This is a genomic window from Arthrobacter phoenicis, from assembly GCF_047238215.1.
In the GTDB taxonomy this organism is placed as follows: domain Bacteria; phylum Actinomycetota; class Actinomycetes; order Actinomycetales; family Micrococcaceae; genus Arthrobacter.
Map to the genome: position 1 here is coordinate 2,169,917 of NZ_JBDFMK010000001.1, position 17,226 is coordinate 2,187,142.

General features: G+C 69.1%; 16 protein-coding genes. 9 read left to right on the forward strand and 7 right to left on the reverse strand.

Features of this window, described 5'->3' with window-relative positions:
* Window positions 1-11 precede the first annotated feature (11 nt).
* Window positions 12-1,022 (reverse strand): serine/threonine-protein kinase, encoded by a 1,011-nt coding sequence (locus ABC337_RS10190; protein WP_412884056.1) that lies wholly within the window; start codon window positions 1,020-1,022, stop codon window positions 12-14.
* Window positions 1,019-1,399, reverse strand: a complete 381-nt coding sequence (locus tag ABC337_RS10195; protein ID WP_412884055.1) for a hypothetical protein — start codon at window positions 1,397-1,399, stop codon at window positions 1,019-1,021. The genes ABC337_RS10190 and ABC337_RS10195 overlap by 4 nt, the downstream gene beginning before the upstream one ends.
* Before the next feature lie 188 nt (window positions 1,400-1,587).
* Between ABC337_RS10195 and ABC337_RS10200 the strand changes: the two genes are divergently transcribed.
* A complete protein-coding gene (locus tag ABC337_RS10200; protein WP_412884054.1) occupies window positions 1,588-2,403 on the forward strand; it encodes an alpha/beta fold hydrolase in 816 nt (271 codons plus the stop codon).
* Window positions 2,400-3,359 carry a diguanylate cyclase domain-containing protein gene (locus tag ABC337_RS10205; protein WP_412884053.1) on the forward strand — a complete coding sequence of 320 codons (960 nt, stop codon included), beginning with the start codon at window positions 2,400-2,402 and terminating at the stop codon, window positions 3,357-3,359. The genes ABC337_RS10200 and ABC337_RS10205 overlap by 4 nt, the downstream gene beginning before the upstream one ends.
* A gap of 7 nt (window positions 3,360-3,366) precedes the next feature.
* Here ABC337_RS10205 and ABC337_RS10210 read toward each other — a convergent pair whose 3' ends face one another.
* The 3 genes from ABC337_RS10210 to ABC337_RS10220 all read right to left on the reverse strand — a co-directional run bounded on the left by ABC337_RS10210 (window position 3,367) and on the right by ABC337_RS10220 (window position 5,727).
* Complete coding sequence (locus ABC337_RS10210) at window positions 3,367-3,570, reverse strand: hypothetical protein (protein ID WP_412884052.1); 204 nt, start codon at window positions 3,568-3,570, stop codon at window positions 3,367-3,369.
* A gap of 315 nt (window positions 3,571-3,885) precedes the next feature.
* Entirely contained in the window at window positions 3,886-4,092 is a 207-nt protein-coding gene (locus tag ABC337_RS10215; RefSeq protein WP_290256242.1) for a hypervirulence associated TUDOR domain-containing protein, read from the reverse strand.
* Between the two features lie 54 nt (window positions 4,093-4,146).
* Window positions 4,147-5,727 carry a chitinase gene (locus ABC337_RS10220; protein WP_412884051.1) on the reverse strand — a complete coding sequence of 527 codons (1,581 nt, stop codon included), beginning with the start codon at window positions 5,725-5,727 and terminating at the stop codon, window positions 4,147-4,149.
* Window positions 5,728-5,941: 214 nt separating this feature from the next.
* Here ABC337_RS10220 and ABC337_RS10225 point away from each other — a divergent pair, with 214 nt between their 5' ends.
* The 5 genes from ABC337_RS10225 (at window position 5,942) to ABC337_RS10245 (ending at window position 11,806) form a co-directional block, all read left to right on the forward strand.
* The gene (locus tag ABC337_RS10225) at window positions 5,942-8,257 is read left to right on the forward strand and encodes a glycosyltransferase family 2 protein (protein ID WP_412884050.1); all 2,316 of its coding nucleotides are present in this window, start codon (window positions 5,942-5,944) and stop codon (window positions 8,255-8,257) included.
* A 49-nt stretch (window positions 8,258-8,306) separates the two neighbouring features.
* Entirely contained in the window at window positions 8,307-8,744 is a 438-nt protein-coding gene (locus tag ABC337_RS10230; protein WP_412884049.1) for a DUF7793 family protein, read from the forward strand.
* Window positions 8,745-8,857: 113 nt separating this feature from the next.
* Complete coding sequence (locus ABC337_RS10235; protein WP_412893226.1) at window positions 8,858-10,861, forward strand: ATP-binding protein; 2,004 nt, start codon at window positions 8,858-8,860, stop codon at window positions 10,859-10,861.
* 46 nt (window positions 10,862-10,907) lie between these two features.
* Window positions 10,908-11,276, forward strand: a complete 369-nt coding sequence (locus tag ABC337_RS10240) for an ArsR/SmtB family transcription factor (protein WP_412884047.1) — start codon at window positions 10,908-10,910, stop codon at window positions 11,274-11,276.
* Window positions 11,277-11,308: 32 nt separating this feature from the next.
* Window positions 11,309-11,806: an SRPBCC family protein gene (locus ABC337_RS10245; protein WP_412884046.1), complete on the forward strand. Its 498-nt coding sequence runs from the start codon at window positions 11,309-11,311 to the stop codon at window positions 11,804-11,806.
* Between the two features lie 43 nt (window positions 11,807-11,849).
* On the opposite strand, the gene ABC337_RS10250 is transcribed toward ABC337_RS10245, so the two are convergent.
* Window positions 11,850-12,392 (reverse strand): TspO/MBR family protein, encoded by a 543-nt coding sequence (locus ABC337_RS10250; RefSeq protein WP_412884045.1) that lies wholly within the window; start codon window positions 12,390-12,392, stop codon window positions 11,850-11,852.
* 112 nt (window positions 12,393-12,504) lie between these two features.
* On the opposite strand from ABC337_RS10250, the gene ABC337_RS10255 reads away from it, so the two are divergent.
* Complete coding sequence (locus ABC337_RS10255; RefSeq protein WP_412884044.1) at window positions 12,505-13,284, forward strand: SDR family NAD(P)-dependent oxidoreductase; 780 nt, start codon at window positions 12,505-12,507, stop codon at window positions 13,282-13,284.
* A 153-nt stretch (window positions 13,285-13,437) separates the two neighbouring features.
* Here the strand turns inward: ABC337_RS10255 and ABC337_RS10260 are convergent, their stop codons facing one another.
* The gene (locus ABC337_RS10260) at window positions 13,438-15,678 is read right to left on the reverse strand and encodes a PKD domain-containing protein (RefSeq protein WP_412884043.1); all 2,241 of its coding nucleotides are present in this window, start codon (window positions 15,676-15,678) and stop codon (window positions 13,438-13,440) included.
* Window positions 15,679-16,446: 768 nt separating this feature from the next.
* On the opposite strand from ABC337_RS10260, the gene ABC337_RS10265 reads away from it, so the two are divergent.
* A complete protein-coding gene (locus ABC337_RS10265) occupies window positions 16,447-17,226 on the forward strand; it encodes a glycosyltransferase family 2 protein (protein WP_290256231.1) in 780 nt (259 codons plus the stop codon).

A 17,226-nucleotide genomic window follows, 5' to 3' on the forward strand; every position in this document is an offset into this window, starting at 1 on the left:
CCGGGCCCGGGTCACCGGGCGATGCGCTTCAGGGCGCGGCCGACGGCGGCGGCGGTGGGCCGGCGGGCGGGTTCCGGATCGGTCATCGCATGCAGCAGCACGGACCAGCGTCGCCCCACCGTCGACGGGAGCCTCGGCAGCCGCAGCGTGCGGGCCACCATCGACTCCAGCGCCGGCCCGGGGAAGGCCTTGATGCCGGTCAGGCACTCGAAGATCACCAGGCCCAGGGCATAGATGTCGCTGGCGCTGCTGGTCCCGGTGCCATGCACCGCCGCGGGACTGAGGTAGTGGGGCGTGCCGGACGTGGCGCTGTTGGCCCGGTGCCGGGCGCTCGTGGCGATGCCGAAGTCGGTCAGCGTGGCCCGGCCCCCTGCGCCGGCGTGCCCGGGCGTGAGGCCGGCCAGGATGATGTTGGCCGGTTTCACGTCGTTGTGCACGATGCCGCGGCGGTGAAGGTGGGCCAGTGCACCGGCAATGTCGGCCGACCATACGGTCACCTGCCCGGCACTGAGGGTGTTCCCGTGCAGATGGGACCGCAGGTCGGGGCCGTCAATCAGCTCGGTGACGACATAGCCGCGGCCTGCCGCCGTGGCGTCGTCGTCGGCCGCCCGGCCATGGCCCAGCACCCGCACGATCGCGCGCTGCCGCAGCGGGCCGTGGAGGTCCCGCTCACGGATGAACGGCGAGGCGGCATCCGCGGTCCCGGCGCGGAAGATCTTGACCGCCAGCTCCGGGGCGGAGCTTCGTGCCGCCAGGTCGGTGGCCCGGTAGACGTCCGCCTCGGAGCCGCGGCCCAGCAGTTCGCCGAGGAGGTAGCGTCCGTCCAGAAGGCGCTCGACTGCGGCGGTGCCCGTCGCGGCGGGGGTGCCCGCCCGCCGGCTGACGATGCCGGGCGGGCCCGCGGGACAGGTGCCGGGCCTGGCTATGCGCTGTGCATGCCCGGCCGCGGCCTGCACGGGCGTCCGACGGTGCAGGGGGCGGGCCGCACGGTGTTGGTCGCCGAGAACTTGGGCGAAGGTCACAGCAGGAGCCGGGCGAACTCGTCGTCGGGCAGTCCGGCAGCCTCGACCAGCTCGGTGCTGGTCGAACCGTTAGCGGCCGCAGCCCGCAGGGCGGACAGCAGTTCGTCCTTTGCGGCGTCCAGCTCCCATTGCAGGCTCTCGACCCGGGCCGCGGCGGTGCTGACGGCGTGCAGCGGCTCTCCGGCGGCGGCCGCGTCCTGCCGGAAGCCGCAGGGGCAGACCCACTCCGCGGAGGCCGGCAGCTTGAAGCCCCAGAGCAGGGAATCCAGCGAGGCTTGCTGTTTCACCATGGCCCCGCCGCAGTGCTGCGGGGCGGCGTCGACGTGCACTGAAAGGGCGGCGGGGGCCGCCTGCCTGGGTTCGAGTACCGCCGTCATGGTGTCACCAATCTTTTAGCTAGAAAGCAATATAGCTAGTCTAACTAGTATTGTTATCTTGTCCAGCCCGGCTCCACGGCCAGGGGGCCGGCCGGAGCTAGGATGGTACGACCCATCCGCCGATCCAGGCCGGCCGGCAAGAGCAACAACGAGGCCGACGAGGGTCGGGGAGAAGGCGGGATGATCACGTGGTAACCGATGCGCTGGTCCGCAACAACGTCCGGATCCTGGGTCCGGAGGACGGCCCGGCCCTGGTCTTCGCGCACGGCTTCGGAACGGATCAATCCATCTGGCGCCGGATCCTGCCCGCCTTCACGGACCGTTACCGCGTGGTGCTGATAGACCACGTCGGCTCGGGCGGCTCGGACAAGGCGGCCTACGACTCCGGCCGCTACGCCTCGCTGGAGGCCTACGTCGACGACCTGCTGGAGGTCTGTGCCCGGCTCGAACTGCGGGACGCCACCCTGGTGGGACACAGCGTGGGGTCCATGATGGCGGTCAGCGCCGCGGCACGCGACGGCGCGGACCGCTTCGGGCGCCTGATCCTGTTGACCGCCTCGCCCTGCTACCTGGACCACCCGGACCAGGGCTACGAGGGCGGATTCAGCCGCGGCGACCTCGACGATCTCTTCCGGTCCCTGGATTCAAACTATCTGGTCTGGGCCGAATCCATGGCGCCGGTCTACATGAACGTCCCCGACGCTCCCGAGCTGGAGCGGGAGGTCCAGGGCAGCTTCGGCCGCATCGGACCGCGCGTGGCCCGGGACTTCGCCCGGGTGGCCTTCCTCTCCGACACCCGCCACCTGCTCCCCGAGGTCCGGGTTCCCACGCTGGTGCTGCAGGCAACGGACGACGTCGTCACCCCCGACTCGGTGGGCGCCTACCTTCAGGAGAACCTGGCCCACGGCACGCTGGTCCGCCTCTCCGCCACCGGCCACTTCCCGCAGTCCAGTGCGCCCGAGGACACCGCGGCCGCCATGCTCGACTTCCTGGCGGCATCGTGACCGGACCCGCGCCGCTAGACTACGGCGAACTCTTCCACGCCGCGCCGGCCGGATACGCCGTCGCCGGGACCGACGGTGTGATCGAGGCCGCGAACGCCACCCTCACCCGCTGGGCCGGGGCGTTGCCGGGTGAGCTGGAGGGGAAACGGCTCCTGGACCTCTTCCCCGCCGGGGACCGGCTGATGTTCCGGACCCACGCCGTGCCTGTCCTGGACCGGGAAGGTCAGCTGTCCGAGCTGGCGGTGTCCCTGCTGGCGCCGGACGGGGAGCGTCGGCCGGTCCTGCTCACGGTAACGCGGACCCAGATCGGGGGCGGGACGCGGGACCTGGCGATCTTCTACGCCGCACCGGAGCGCCGGCGCTACGAATACGAGCTGGCCGCCGCCCACCGGCAGCTGGAGGACGCCGCCGCGGAGCGGGCTGCCCTGCTGCGGGAGGCGCACCACCGGGCGCTCCACGACCCGCTCACGGGGCTGCCGAACCGCCGGCACCTGCAGGAGAGCCTGATTGCGGCCCTGGCGAGGGCCGGGGACGACGGCGGGCGCGTGGGGCTGTTGTTCTGCGACGTCAACGACTTCAAGCTGGTCAACGACTCCCTGGGTCACGCCGCGGGGGACCGGGTGCTGGAGCACGTGGCCCGCATGCTTTCCGGTGCGGTCCGCGGTTCCGACATGGTGACCCGTTACAGCGGGGACGAGTTTGTCATCCTGGTTCCGGATCTGGTGACGGCGGCCGAGCTGGATGCCGTGGCGGCACGGGTCCGGGGCTGCCTGGCGGCCCCGTTGGCGGTCGAAAGCGCAACGCTGGCGTTGTCGATCGCTGTGGGCCAGGCGGAAACGGCAGTGGACCCGGCCGCCGGAGCGGACCGGGTCCACGATCTTGCCGCGTCATTGCTTGCCGGCGCTGACCAGGATATGTACCGGGCCAAGACGGCCATGCGGTCAGCGGCCGGTTAGCCGCGTCCTAGGCGGAGGCCGCCTCGAGGTTGCCCGCGCCGTGCTGCACGCTGAGGGTGAAGGTGTTGGGGCCGCTGGCGTGGACGGCGACGTTGGACTTGGCGGTGTTGTAGCGGACCGAGTGCTCGTGGACCAGGGCATCCAGCTCGTGGTGCATCGTGGCACGGTCCCAGAATTTGTGGGTCACGGTGGTGGCAGTTTCAAACGTCATTGTTCAGGCTTCCATTCTTGATCCGGATCTCCGGCTGCCGCACCGATGCGGAGCCGCCGTCAGTCCATACCGGAAACACCCGGGACCATGGCGGCTGGAAAGCCCACCGGTTTGGCCTCGTTGCGTCCACCAGTATGGATCCCCGGCCAGCGTCCGACGCGCGGGGCATCGGGGCGGATCCGGGGCTGCGCCGGCGGGAGCTTGGGGGTCCCGGCCGGCTTTTCCATGATGCACAGCGGCCGGCATGGCCCTCAAGCCAGAAGCCGAATATTGCGGGTGAGAATGGTCACATGCCCGGGCGGGACGGCCCGGCGGCTACTTCTTTTCGGTCAGGGCCGAGGCCTTGTGTGCCGCGCGGGCACCGGTCTTGGCCGACTCCACCACGTACTGCGGCTCGTCCTCGCTGGCCCGGTGGGTGTTTCCGTCCAGCTCGAAGTCGCTTGTTTTCTTTTCCACGATCTTGCCGTGGGTCTTTCCCTGCGGCGAGTTCCACTCCACGGACATTCCTTTGCGCAGTGACACGGGCGCTCCGTCGGTTCGCTGGATCGGGCGGATGGGAAAGGGAGTTGGCGGCCGCTACTTCCCGGACGCGGTGGGGGAAGCCGTCGCCGACGCCGTTGCCGACGGCGCCTGCAGCTGGGCCGCCGTGAGCTTGAGCCAAGGGGAGTCCGGGGCGCCCTCGAGCATTGCCTGCGGGCTGTCGCCCTGGCTCCACCACTTGGCCTCGAAGGCGTACCCGTCGAAGAGGATCCGGGTTCCGCGCTGGTACACGGTGGTCGGAGACCAGTCCGGGTAGGTACCGGCCGGGACCGTGGCGCGGGGGCTGGGGCGGTCGCCGGGCAGAACCGGGCCGATCAGCTTCCACGGCACGGCGGCGCCCTGTTCCACGGGGTTGTCCGGGCTGTCGCCCTGCGTCCACCACTTGGCCTCGTAGACGTTGCCGTGCCAGACGATCCGGTCGCCGCTGACGTAGCGGGAGGTCTGGTTCCACACCGGGTACGGGCTGGTGGAGGGGTCGTCGGTGGCCGTCGGGGTCGCGGAGGCCGCCGGGGCCGGTGCGTCCGCGCTGCGGGTCGGGATGACGTCGGCGCCGAGGACTGTCGAGAAGGAGGAGCTGCCCTGATTGATGCCGCTGCAGCTGTCCGAGACCTTGGTGACGTCGGGGTAGTTGCTGCCGCAGGTGCGGTCGCGGTTCAGGGACCACATGGACACCCGGCCCACGCCCTTGGACTTGGCGTAGGCGTTGAGCGCGGCCGCGTCGTCCAGGGTGAAGATTTCGCCGGCAATGTCGTTCTGGCCGATCATCGGCGTCAGTCCCAGCCGGCGCCAGGTGGTGTCCGTGCCGAGGTCCTCGCCGTTGTCGCGGTACAGCGCCTGGAGCTGCTTGTGGGCGGCGTCGGCGGCGGACGCGGAGGCCTGGTACATGGACTGTCCCGGCTGCTTGCTGCCGCCGAAGTCCATCGTCATGATATTTACGCCGGTCAGCTTCACGCCGGCGCGGAGGGTGCGGGCCACGGCGTCGCGCCCGGCCTCGGTCAGGCCGTTGGGGTCTGCCGGGAGGGTGAGCCAGACGTCGAGGTTCTTGCCGGCGCCCGAGCGCTGCTGCTGGAGGGCGGCGACGGCCTTGCCGCGGCGGTCCAGCGAGGCGGTGTCACTGAGCGCGGCCCCCTCGACGTCCAGGTCGATCGAGGGGAGGTCGTAGCGTTCGACGACATCGCGGTAGGCGCCGGTGAGCCGGTCCTGGTCCGTGCAGGCGACCGCCAGTTCGCTGTTGGTCAGGCCGCCAAAGGACACGGACACCGAGCCGCCGGCCTGGCGCAGCCGGGCGATGCGGCGGTCCAGGTCAAGGTCCGACTCGGCCTGGGCCAGGCCGTAGGCGGCGCCCCAGGACGGGACGCAGGGGTTCTGCTTGTCCGCGACGATGAAGGACAGCACGGTGCCCTTCGCCTCGGGCGTGGTGGGGGTCTCGAACGCGAACCGCGGCGTGGCCGTCACGTCCACGTAGCCCGAGAACACGGACGGGATGGACGAGGCGGCGTTGGCGTCCTGGAAGGAACGCAGGCCCAGGTAGGAGCCGCCGGCGAGGACGGCCACGACCAGGATGAGGATCCCCAGCCGCAGCTTGGAAAGGCGGCGTCCGGGAAAGCGGTTAGACACAGAATTACCCCAATGCTTGTCGGAGAGCTGTCCGGCAACCCCCTAATGCGGATACGCCGCCAAATCAAGAGTCTCCCGCCGGTAACGATCTTCGGCCGGGGGACTGATAATTCGGGGTCGTGCGCTTAGTATAAGGGCAGATCGCACCGTGCAATGGCGGACAGTGCGGCCTGACGTGTGTCCGCTGGGGGTACACATCTGCAGATGGGGAAGTATGACTGACGTCCTGGCCACGCCTCGGCCCGAAGATCTGGACGCCGATGACGCGGCGTCGAAAACCCGGAAACGCCAATGGGGTGCAGAACGGCGGTCAGAGCCCCTGGCCATCGTCCACCCCGAGCCGTCGCGCCGGAAAATCATCCTTGGCCGGGTCGGCATCGTCGTCACCGTCCTGGCCTGGCTCGCCTATGTGGTGACCACCGTGCTGCGGCAGCTCATCAATGACCCCACGGCCGGGTTCCGGTTCCGCGCCGAATCCGTCTCCTACGTCGTCGTCGTAACATTCCTGACTTTTTCGGCGCTGATGTACCTGCTGGCCCGCCAGGGCGCACTTAACCGCTTCCGCGACCACCGCAGGATTCCGCGCGGCGAACTGGACCGCCACTTCGCCGACTACGACTCCTCCGTCACCGTGCTCGTCCCCTCCTACGCCGAGGAGCCGCAGGTGGTCCGGGCTACGCTGTGGTCCGCCGCGCTGCAGGAATTCCCCGACCTTTCCGTGGTGCTGCTGCTCGATGACCCGCCCTTTCCGACCGACCCGGCGGACCAGGAGCGGCTGCAGGCCACCCGCGACCTGGCCACCAACATCACCCGGACGCTAAAGGAACCCGCCACCCGGCTGAATGCGGCGCTGGCCGCCTTTGACCAGGGCGAGGGGCACGGCGACGCCGGCCTGCGCGCGCTGATCGACGAATACGAATACGCCGCCGGCTGGCTTGAAGGCATGGCCGAGGCCGAACGCGTGGAGGACCACGTCGATGAGTTCTTCGTGGACCTGGTCCTCATGGGCCTCGCCCGCGAGCTCCGGCTGGTCCTGACCGCACTGTACGCCGCCCAGGCCCAGGGTGCCGTCCCCGAGCGTCCCCGGATGCGCGAGCTCTACGCCCGCCTGACCTGGATCTTCAACGCCCGCGTCGCCTCTTTCGAGCGCAAGAAGTACGTCAGCCTCTCGCACGAGGCGAACAAGGCGATGAACCTGAACTCCTACCTGAGCCTGATGGGCCACCGCTGGCGGCAGGAACAGACCGCGGACGGGACCGTCCTGCGGCAGGCCACGGAGCCCGCGCCCGGCGACCTGGTCGTGGCCGACAGCACCTACGTCCTGACCCTCGACGCCGACTCGCTGCTGCTGCGCGACTACTGCCTGCGCCTGGTCGCGTTCCTGGAATCCCCGGGCAACGAACGGGTCGCCGTTACCCAGACCCCGTACTCCTCCTTCCGCGGCGCCCCGACCCGCATCGAGCGCGTCGCCGGCGCCTCGACCGACCTCCAGCACATCCAGCACCAGGGCATGACCCGCTACGGCGCGACCTTCTGGGTGGGCGCCAACGCGGTGATCCGCAAGGTGGCGCTCGAGGACATCGTGGAGGTCTCCTCCGAGGGCGGCTTCGAGGTGCGGACCTACATCCAGGACCGGACGGTCATCGAGGACACCGAATCCAGCGTGGACCTCGGCCGCGAGGGCTGGGACCTGGTCAATTACCCCGAACGCCTCAGCTACAGCGCCACCCCGCCGGACTTCGGGTCCCTGGTGGTGCAGCGCCGCCGCTGGGCCAACGGCGGCCTGCTGATCCTGCCCAAGCTCTGGGACACCATCCGGCGCCGCCGCGGCACCGACCGGAACGTGCGCGGCCGCGAAGTCATGCTGCGGGTCAACTACATGGCCTCCATCACCTGGGCCAGCTTCGGCCTGCTCTTCCTGCTCGCCTACCCCTACGACAGCCGGCTGCTCAGCCCGTTGGTGTTCGCTGCCGCCCTGCCCTACTTCCTGGCGATGGGCAGCGACCTCCGCGATTCCGGCCACCGTTTCAGCGACATCTTTAGGATCTACGGCTTCAACCTGGTCCTCATGCCGGTCAACCTGGCCGGCGTCATCAAGTCGCTGCAGCAGGCCCTGACCGGCGACAAGATCCCCTTCGCCCGCACGCCCAAGGTCAAGGACCGGACCGCCGCTCCCGCCATCTACGTCCTGGCACCCTACGCGATCGTGGCGTTCTCCCTCTTCACCGTCTGGCGCGACGTCTCCCTGCAGAACTGGGCCAACGCGGTGTTCGCGGCGTTCAACGCGGTCATGGCCACCTACGCGATCGTGGCCTACATCGGGGTCCGGAACTCCATCGTGGACATCTTCCTAGGCGTGCTGAACTGGCTTTACGTCAGGCCCAAGGCCCCGCGCGCCGAGGCTCCGGCGATCGTGCCGAAGGCTCCCGAGGAGATCGACTGGGAGTCCATCCTGTACCACGGCGACCGCCGGCTGAACCGGGACCTGCGCGGCAAGAAGGACCGCCGCAAGCGTGCCGGCGTCCGCTGACCGGGGTGTTGACACGCTGCCACTGCGCGCCGCGCCTACAATGGGCCGGATGACGGCCGAAACGATCCTCGCTGCGAACGGGAAAAACTCGCTGACGGTCACCGACGGCATCATCGAGTCCTCCTGGGCGCCGGGCTCGTTCGTGGACATCGTCGACGCGCGGGACGCCCTCAAAGCGACCGCCGCGATCACCGGGAGCAGCCGCATGCCGATGCTCTCGGTGATGACCGACGTCGAAATCAGCGCGGCGGCCCGGTACGAGTTCGCGAAGTCCTCGGACGTCCTGGCTATCGCGGTGCTGGGCTCCAGCGCGGTGGACCGGGTGATCGCCGCGGCCACCAGCCGGGACACCGACTACCCGCACGAGTTCTTCACCTCCCGGGCCGAGGCCCTGGCCTGGCTGCGCGGGTTCCTCGAGGACTCCGAAACCGGCGGCGCGGCCGCCGGAAACCCGGCCCCGGGATACTCTGACGCCGCGAACCGCTGAACTGGTAGCCTCCCCGTAACGGCCGGCGCACCGCCCCGCGACCAAGGGGCCGCCCGGCCGTGACCCGTCGCGCTGTGATCCGCCTGCGGTGGGGAGCCAAGCGAGGGAGTGCCATGGGCGTCGCCGAAATCCAGGTTGACCAGCGCGTGATCGGGATCGATTCGCGGCGCTTCGCCTCGGTGGAGAAGGCGCTGGTGGAACTGATCACCAACAGCGACGAAAGCTACGCCCGGATGGAGCGTGCCGACGCCGCGGATACGGGCCGGATCCTGGTCGGCTACGAACGGCACCTCACCGGCGCCGTGCTCACGGTCGCCGACCAGGCGGAGGGCATGAGCTTCGGGCAGGCCCGCAGCATCCTCAGCTACGGCGGCGCGCACAGCCCGCTGGCCCGCGGCGAGGGCAACGGCCGCGGCTACTTCGGCCGGGGCCTGAAACAGGCCGTCTTCGGGCTGGGCCACGGCTGGCTGGAAACCATCCGGGACGGGCGCTTCACCCGGATCGACATCTTCCGCGGCGCCAGCGGCGGGTACCTTTACGACGACGGCGGCGGCAGCCGCCCGGCCCTCCCCGGGGACTATGCGCGGCTGGGGCTGACGACGGAGGGGCCGACGGCTGGGCACGGCACCCGGGTGACGATCGTCGTCGAGAACCCCCGCGTGGTGATCAGCCAGCACCACACCCTGCGTCAGTCGCTGGCCAACAACTACTACCTGCGGGCGGTGCTGGGCCGGCGCACCGTGGAACTGTCCGCCGGACACCCCGGCTCCGGCGCGGACAGCCCCGAGCCGGTCGTGTTCACCGAGCCCGCGGCCGAGGTCCTCATCGGGCCCGGGCAGGCCGGGACGGTGCCGCTCGAGGGCCGGGACTACCCGTTCGCCCTGACCGTGAAGCGGGCCTCCGGGACCGAGCTCATCAGCCGCGGCGACGAACGGACCAACGGGCTGGTGGTGCTCTCCGGCCAGGCCGTCCTGGACTGCCAGCTGTTCGACTTCGAGAACCAGGTGGGCACGGAGTACCTCTTCGGGGAGGTCCGCTGCGATGCCCTCACCGACATGCTGGGCCACGGCCGCGCGGTCATCAGCGACGAACGGGAAGGCCTCAACGCCCGGGATCCTTTCGTGGAAGCCTTCTCCCGGGCCGTCAGCGCGGCGCTGGCCCCCGCCGTGCTCGCCGAGCGGGAGAAACTCTCGCACCTGGAGCGGGCCACCACCTCGGGCCGGACCGCGGAGATGATCGAAGAGCTGCTACGGCACATGAACCGCGCCGCCGTCGTCGACCTCGGGCTGCAGACGGAGCCCGAGGCTCCTTCCTTGACGCCCGGAACCGGACAGGCCGGCGCCGGCGTCCTTGCCCAAGCCACCCGGGACGCCGACGCACCCGGCGCGGTCCCGGCGCTGCGGTTCACCACGCCGTTTTACTACCGCCCGCCGGGGCATGCGTTCCACGTGGCGCTGCTGCCCGACCCCGCACTGCTGCCGCCGGGTGCGGACTTCTCCGCCACAGGACTTTCCGTCGAACCCGAGCTGCCACCGTCCATCCATCTCGAGGGGCCGCACGCCCCGGCACAGGACACCCTGGTGGCCGATGATCCGGGACGGCTGGTCTGGACGGTCACCGGGGACCGCGCGGGGGAGCGGGGCATGCTTACCGTGAGGGCCGGAGACCACTGGGCCACCTGCGAGATCGTCATCGCCGAACAGGCGTCCCGGCACGCCGGTGACCAGCCGGCGCACGCCGGGGCCGCGGCTCCGCCAGGCGACTCCCGGGCCAGGCCGCGGCCCAACCGGGACCACGGCATGGACCTTTTCGCCGGCTACGAGTTCCGCAGCCTGCCCGAGGGCGCAGACCGGGCGGTGTACAGCGCCGCGGAGCGCAAGGTCATCATCAACACCGCTGCCCCCACCGTGCGGCTTTACGTCGACGGCCGGGGCCGGTTCCGCGACTCGGCCCGGCTGCTGCTGGCCGAACTGTTCCTGGACGTCATCGCGGACGAACTCGCCCGGCGCCGCGTGGCCCAGCACGGCCACCGCGGCGATCTTGAAGCGTTCCAGGCCGCCCGGCGGGATATCGTCCGCCGCTACGGCAGCGACGTCCACCGGACTTTCCTGGGCTGACAGAAACCCTTGACGGCCCACCGGCAGCAGCATATTCTACAACCAAATGGTTGTAGATCAGTTGAGTGAAGAGGCGGCGGACCGGGTGTTCCAGGCCCTGGCCGACGCCACCCGGCGGGACATCGTGCGGCGGGTGACGGCGTCGGAGTCTTCGGTCTCGGGCCTCGCCGAGCGCTACGCGATGAGCTTCGCCGCCGTCCAAAAGCATGTTGCCGTCCTGGAGCGCGCCACCCTGGTGACCAAGGAGAAACGCGGACGGGAGCAGATCGTGCGGGCCAACCATGACGGACTGCAACGGGTCCGGCGTCTGCTGGACGACTACGAAAACATCTGGAGGGAGCGCTCGGACCGAATCGCGGACCTTCTCGCGGAAGGTACGCCGCCCGCGCCGGGGAGTGGCTCCACCGGGGACTAGCCAGCATCACCAATCGCAGGGAAGGGGACATCATGACAGTCATCAGTTCAGCCCAGGATCCCGGGGCGCTGAGCCTCACCGTGATCGCGGAGTTCGATGCCGGCGTCGAGCGCGTCTGGCAGATCTGGGAGGATCCGCGGCAACTCGAACGCTGGTGGGGTCCGCCCACCTGGCCGGCGACCTTCGAAAAGCATGACTTCGTGCCCGGCGGAGAGGCGAGCTATTACATGACCGGCCCCGAGGGGGAGAAGGCCCGCGGTTGGTGGCGCTTCGTCTCCCTGGAGGCCCCGCACCGCCTGGTGTTCGACGACGGGTTTGCCGACGACGACGGCGAGCCGGTCGCGGAGATGGGCACCATCCACGGCGTCGTCACCCTGGAGGACCTGGGCGGCCGGACCCGGATGAGCGTGGTCTCAACCTTCGAAACCCCGGAACAGATGGAAAAGATCGTCGCCATGGGCATGGAGGAGGGCATGAAGGGCGCGCTCGGCCAGGTGGATGCGCTCCTTGCCGAACCGGTCCGCGCCTGAGCGGCGCGTCCTGAACCTGTAGGCCTGAACCTCTACGCCGCCCTCAGTTGGTGAGGGCGGCGTACAGGTTCAGGCTGGCCGAGAAGACCAGCCAGGAAAGGTACGGGAGCATCAGCAGCCCGGCCGCGGTGCTGATCGGCCCGAATCGGAACACCGTGGCGGCGGCCAGGGCCGCGTGCGCCGTAATCAGGACCAGGGCCAGCCACAGTGCGGAAACGCCCATCATGGGGTACATGCCAAAGAACATCAGGGGCCAGGCCAGGTTCAGCAGCAACAACCCGCCGTAGGCCAGGAGGGCCGGCCGGCGCGGCAGCAGCCGCTGGCGCCAGACCAGCCAGGCGGCGACCGCCATGCCCGCGTACAGCAACAGCCAGACGGAACTGAAGGCCAGCGCAGGCGGCGTCCACGGGGCCGTCAGGGCGGTGGCGTACCAGCCGGCAGCGTTGGCCCGGATGGGCAGGGACCCCACGAAGGACACCACGAAAGAGACGGCCAGGAATACCCCCAGGGCGGCTGCCTGCCGGCCCCGCGGGAGGGCGCCGGGGGCGGACGTGCCCGGAGCGCTTGGTTCGACGTTCAAGAGCACAGAATCACTGTGAACAACATCCGGCACTCCCGTCAAACCGTGACCCATGTTCCCCGGCCGGCCGCTGCCCTAAGCTGGCGCTGTCAAGGACTGCTGCGTCTGGAAGGACATCATGGGCAACGAAGCTGCATGGCAGGAAAACATCACCCCCGGCCGGTTCGCGGGCAGGACCGTCATCGTCACCGGGGCGGGTTCGGGCATCGGGCTGGCAACGGCCCTCCGGGTCGCGAAGGAGGGCGGCCGGGTGGTCGCGGCGGACGTGAGCGCGGAGCGCCTCGATGAGTTGGTGGCGGGGCACCGGGAGCTGGAGATCCTGCCCGTTGCGGGGGACATCTCCGCCGCGGAGACGGTCGCCGCCGTCGTCGAGGCCGCCGGCGGCCGCGTCGACGCCCTGGCGAACGTCGCCGGCATCATGGACAACTTCGCCCCGATCCACGAGGTGGACGACGCGGTCTGGGAGCGCGTGTTCCGGATCAACGTCACCGGACTGATGCGGCTGACCCGGGCGGTCCTGCCGCTGATGCTGGAGGCGGGGACGGGCTCCGTCGTCAACGTCTCCTCGGAAGCGGGCCTGCGCGGCTCCGCGGCCGGCGCCGCGTACACCGCCTCCAAGCACGCCGTCATCGGGCTGACCAAGAACTCGGCGGTGATGTACGGGCCCAAAGGGCTGCGCTTCAACACGGTTGCCCCCGGCGCGACCATCACCAACATCGTCGCCGAATGGGGCTCGCAACTGGCGGTCGAGCGGCTGGGGCCGCTGATGGGCGCGAACATTCCGACGCCTGCCTCGGCGGCGCAACTGGCGGCCTCCATCACCTTCCTGCTCAGCGACGACGGCACCAACATCAACGGCGCGGTGCTCGCCTCCGACGGCGGCTGGTCCGCCCTCTGAGCCCGACTAGCTGGCAGCTGAGGCCGTTTTGACGCCTCAAAACGGCCTCAGCTGCCAGTCAGATGGGGGGTGGGAGCCCCGCCGCACACAGCGATGCCCCGGCCGGATCGGGCCTGGGCATCGTCGTTTGTGACTTGCTTGGCGCTGCTGTGGCTACGCCGGCTTCAGCGCGGTGCGCCAGACGCCCACGGCCTTGGCAGTGCTGAACGTCCAGGTGGCGGTGCCGGAGGCCCCGGCGGTGGCCTGCGGCGCATCGGCGAGTTCACCGATTTGGCCGCCGCTGGATTCCCAGCGTTCGGTCCAGCCGCCCGGCGGGGTGGCGCCCGGGCTGGAGCTGTCGAAGCCCACGCCGCCGATCAGCATGGCCCCGTTGCTGGCGGTGGTGATGCTCGGCGCGGTGATGCTGGTGGCCGAGTACGTGGTGTTGACCGCGGTTGCCACGGAGCTGTCCAGCGGCGTCGTGGTGTTGACGCCGCGGTAGGCGGTCACCCCGGCTCCCCACTTGACGGCTGTGCTCAGTGCCCAGCTGTAGCTGGCCGGGTCCGCGGACCCCACCACGTGGTAGTAGCTGAAGACCTTCGCCCCGCTGCTGGCGGAGCTGTTGATGCCCAGCCCGTTGACGATCGGCGTCCAGCCCGCGGGAGCGGTGACCGACGGGCCGAGGTCCGCGGTGATGGCGGCGACCAGGACGTCACCGGCCGCCACCCCGGAGGGCTTGGCAAGGCTGACCGTGGAGCTGGCCGTGGTGGAGACCGCCGTGGACGATGCGCCCACGGTGATGCCCGACGACGTCGGCGGCGGGGGCGGCGGAGCGGAACCGACCGTGATCACGGCGCTGGAGGTCGAGGACCCGGCGCTGTTGGTGGCGGTCAGCTTGGCCGTGAACGTTCCCGCCGCGTAGGTGTGGGAGGGGTTCTGGGTGGTCGCCGAGGTTCCGTCACCGAAGTCCCACGCCCACGAGGTCGGAGAGCCGGAGGAGGTGTCCGTAAAGGCGACGTTCAGCGGCGCGGTGCCCGAGGTCGGCGTCGCCGTGAACGACGCTACCGGCTTCGTGGCCGGGGGCGGGGTGCTGCCCAGGCCGCGGTAGGCAAACCAGTACGTCTTGGTGACCATGTTGCTGGCCATGATCGCCATGCCGGTGGAGCTGTTCACGCTCTGCTTCGTGGTGGTCACGTCGTTCATGTTGAAGGACGCGCCGTCCTGGATCACGGGGGTCCCGCGGCCCGAACCGAAGACCGGGTTATCCATCGGGGCGGTCTTCTCGTAGATGGCGCCGGCGACACCCGAGTACGCGCAACCGGTCACGGTGCTGCCCGGGGCGGTGTGGAAGGCGTGCACCACATTGTTCTGCGTATCCAGCAGGATCTGCGGCCGGGACACACAGTCGCCGACGGAGGCGATGGTGGACTGGCTGAAGGACCCGGTGGCCGGCTTGAAGACCAGCAGCAGCAACTGCGGCAGGGTCTTATCCGTCGAGGTGTCGTTCAGGCTGGTCTTGACGGCCGCAAAGACACGCCCGCTCGTGTCCGCCTGCAGGGTCTTGATGTTCAGGTGGTCGTCCGCCTGGCCCTTGCCCTTGATGGCGTCCTGGAACCGCCACGACGATGTAGCGGTCGGGTTGGTGCCGTCGGTGCGGATGGCCCAGTGCACGCTGTCCGTGAGCTGGTCACTCCACATCACGCCGATCTTGTTGCTGCCGAACGCAACGATCGCGGAGATGTCGTCTGCCGCGGCAGTTGGGTTGGAGACCGGGATGACGAACGGGGTGTTCCAGCTGGTCCCGCCGGGCGCCGAATTGTTGACGTAGACCGTGCTCTTGTAACCGGAAGTCGAGTTCCCGGACACCTGCGTCCAGGTCGCCCAGATGGCACCGGTGGTGTCCTTATCGATGGTCATCGACTCGCTGGTGTTGTTCGTGATGGTGGTGGGGAAGCCCGCATCGAGGGTGTAGGTGCCGCCGGAGTAGCTATAGCGGTAGAGCTTGGCCGGCTGTCCGGAGACGGAGGGCTTCGGCGTGCTGTCCGTCGAGATGGTCACCACGTGCGACGCGATGTACAGCTTGCCGCCGTCCCACAACACATCGGCCAGGGTATTCCCCCGGCTGTCGTTGAGCAGCCCCGTGTCCACCCACTTGTTGGTGGGGACATCCAGCCGGAAGATGTGCCAGCCGCTGCCGGAGGTCCACATGTCCGCCCACCAGGAGCCGTCATTCCACCAGAGCTTGCTCTGCGGCTTGTCCGAGGTGGGAGGGTTGCTGACGCCGCTAAAACTGATGCTGGGAGTTCCGTAGCTGTCCGCAGCCGAAGCGCTTCCGGCGACCCCCAACAAGCCGCCGGCGGCGGCCAGGGCCACCACCAGGGACCGGCTAAGCCAGTGCGATATTCGTTTCATCATTGGGACCATTTTCTTTCTTGCCGCGACAATCATTGGCGCGGGAGGGTTTTGGACGCGGGCCCTCATGCGGGCGCAATTGTCGGGTGTTGAATGAGGCCATGGTAGCCACCGGCCCGCCGACTGGATAGATCCTTTTGCTAATTCTTTGTAAACTAATTCCGGCCCTCAACCGGTTGGCTCTCCTGACCGCGGTAATTGAGTGCGTCAACCGGGAATGTCGGATGCGGTAACCGGGGCGGCGTACGCAGGCCGGTGGTCAGGGAAGGGAGTGGCCCGCCCCGGGCCGCGTGCCGGCCAGCTGCCGGTGAGACCGCTGCCCGGGCGGGAAGGATTCCGCGGAAAAGGGAGGTGGGGACGGAATCGGGCCCGTAATTCCGCTGTTTCCCGCGGCCTGGCGGCTGGCTGCTAGCGGCTGAGTAGTCCATCGCGGATCCTGCCCTGCGGTCCGAGTAGCCCGGTCCGGGGACCCAAGTAGGACCCCTTTTCTACTGCGGATATGAGTACACAGGCCCAAGTAACAGCCACTCGTGACACAACTTTAGGTGAACTTTAGGCTTCGGATATGGCCACAGCCCAGTGGCAAAGCTGGGATATGGGTCGGTACAGGTTTGTGAAATTCTCTCCGAATTTGTCCGATAGGTTCTCAATCGCTGGGGGTAATTCCCGGGCGTCTAAATTCATGAAGTGGTGAGGCTTTTGTCAGTTCAAAATTTGGCCCCAAGATCTGTCTCAACAACCGATAGTTCCGCGCTCCGGGCAACTGTCAGTGTGGTAATTCCAACGCTCAATGAGGAAATGAATCTGCCCTGGGTGCTGCGGCGCATGCCGTCGTACGTGGATGAGGTGGTGATCGTCGACGGACGCTCGCGGGACCACACTGTCGACGTCGCCCGCGCCCTGCGGGTCGACGTCGTCGTGGTTAAGGAACCGCGGAAGGGAAAGGGCATCGCGGTCCGGGCCGGCTTCGCCGCCGCCTCCGGGGACATCATCGTGATGCTCGACGCCGACGGCAGCATGGATCCGCAGGAGATCGGCTGGTTCGTTTCTCCCCTCCAGCACGACTACGACTTCGTGAAGGGTTCCCGGTACGTGACCGGCGGAGGCTCGGAGGACCTGACCTGGCTGCGCAACACCGGCAACCGGGTGCTCACCGGCCTCGCCAACACGGTCCTTCGCAGCAACTACTCTGACCTCTGCTACGGCTACATCGCCCTGCGGCGCGAATGCCTGGAGGTGCTGCAGCTCGAATCGGACGGTTTCGAAATCGAGACCGAGCTGATCGTCCGGGCGGCGCGCGCCGGCCTGCGGATCGCGGAGGTGCCCAGCTTCGAGCTGGACCGCATCTCCGGGGTTTCGAACCTGCAGACGTTCCGTGACGGCTGGCGCGTTCTGCGCACCCTGGCCAAGGAGTGCACCAGCTGGGAGGCGCCCTCCGCCGGCGCCCGGCCCGAGGCGCTGCGTCGGGTGAAGTACACCTACCCGGACGTCCGCTTCGCCCGCACGCCCACGGATCCGCGCAGCGTGCTCGCGGTGGCGGAAGGGGCTTGA

Bases quoted from the DNA above. Each gene is read 5' to 3' on its own strand.
- ABC337_RS10235 (WP_412893226.1), top strand. From the start codon at position 8,858: ATGGGCGTCGCCGAAATCCAGGTTGACCAGCGCGTGATCGGGATCGAT.
- ABC337_RS10195 (WP_412884055.1), bottom strand. From the start codon at position 1,399: ATGACGGCGGTACTCGAACCCAGGCAGGCGGCCCCCGCCGCCCTTTCA.
- ABC337_RS10225 (WP_412884050.1), top strand. From the start codon at position 5,942: ATGACTGACGTCCTGGCCACGCCTCGGCCCGAAGATCTGGACGCCGAT.
- ABC337_RS10255 (WP_412884044.1), top strand. From the start codon at position 12,505: ATGGGCAACGAAGCTGCATGGCAGGAAAACATCACCCCCGGCCGGTTC.
- ABC337_RS10210 (WP_412884052.1), bottom strand. From the start codon at position 3,570: ATGACGTTTGAAACTGCCACCACCGTGACCCACAAATTCTGGGACCGT.
- ABC337_RS10240 (WP_412884047.1), top strand. From the start codon at position 10,908: ATGGTTGTAGATCAGTTGAGTGAAGAGGCGGCGGACCGGGTGTTCCAG.
- ABC337_RS10260 (WP_412884043.1), bottom strand. From the start codon at position 15,678: ATGATGAAACGAATATCGCACTGGCTTAGCCGGTCCCTGGTGGTGGCC.
- ABC337_RS10230 (WP_412884049.1), top strand. From the start codon at position 8,307: ATGACGGCCGAAACGATCCTCGCTGCGAACGGGAAAAACTCGCTGACG.
- ABC337_RS10245 (WP_412884046.1), top strand. From the start codon at position 11,309: ATGACAGTCATCAGTTCAGCCCAGGATCCCGGGGCGCTGAGCCTCACC.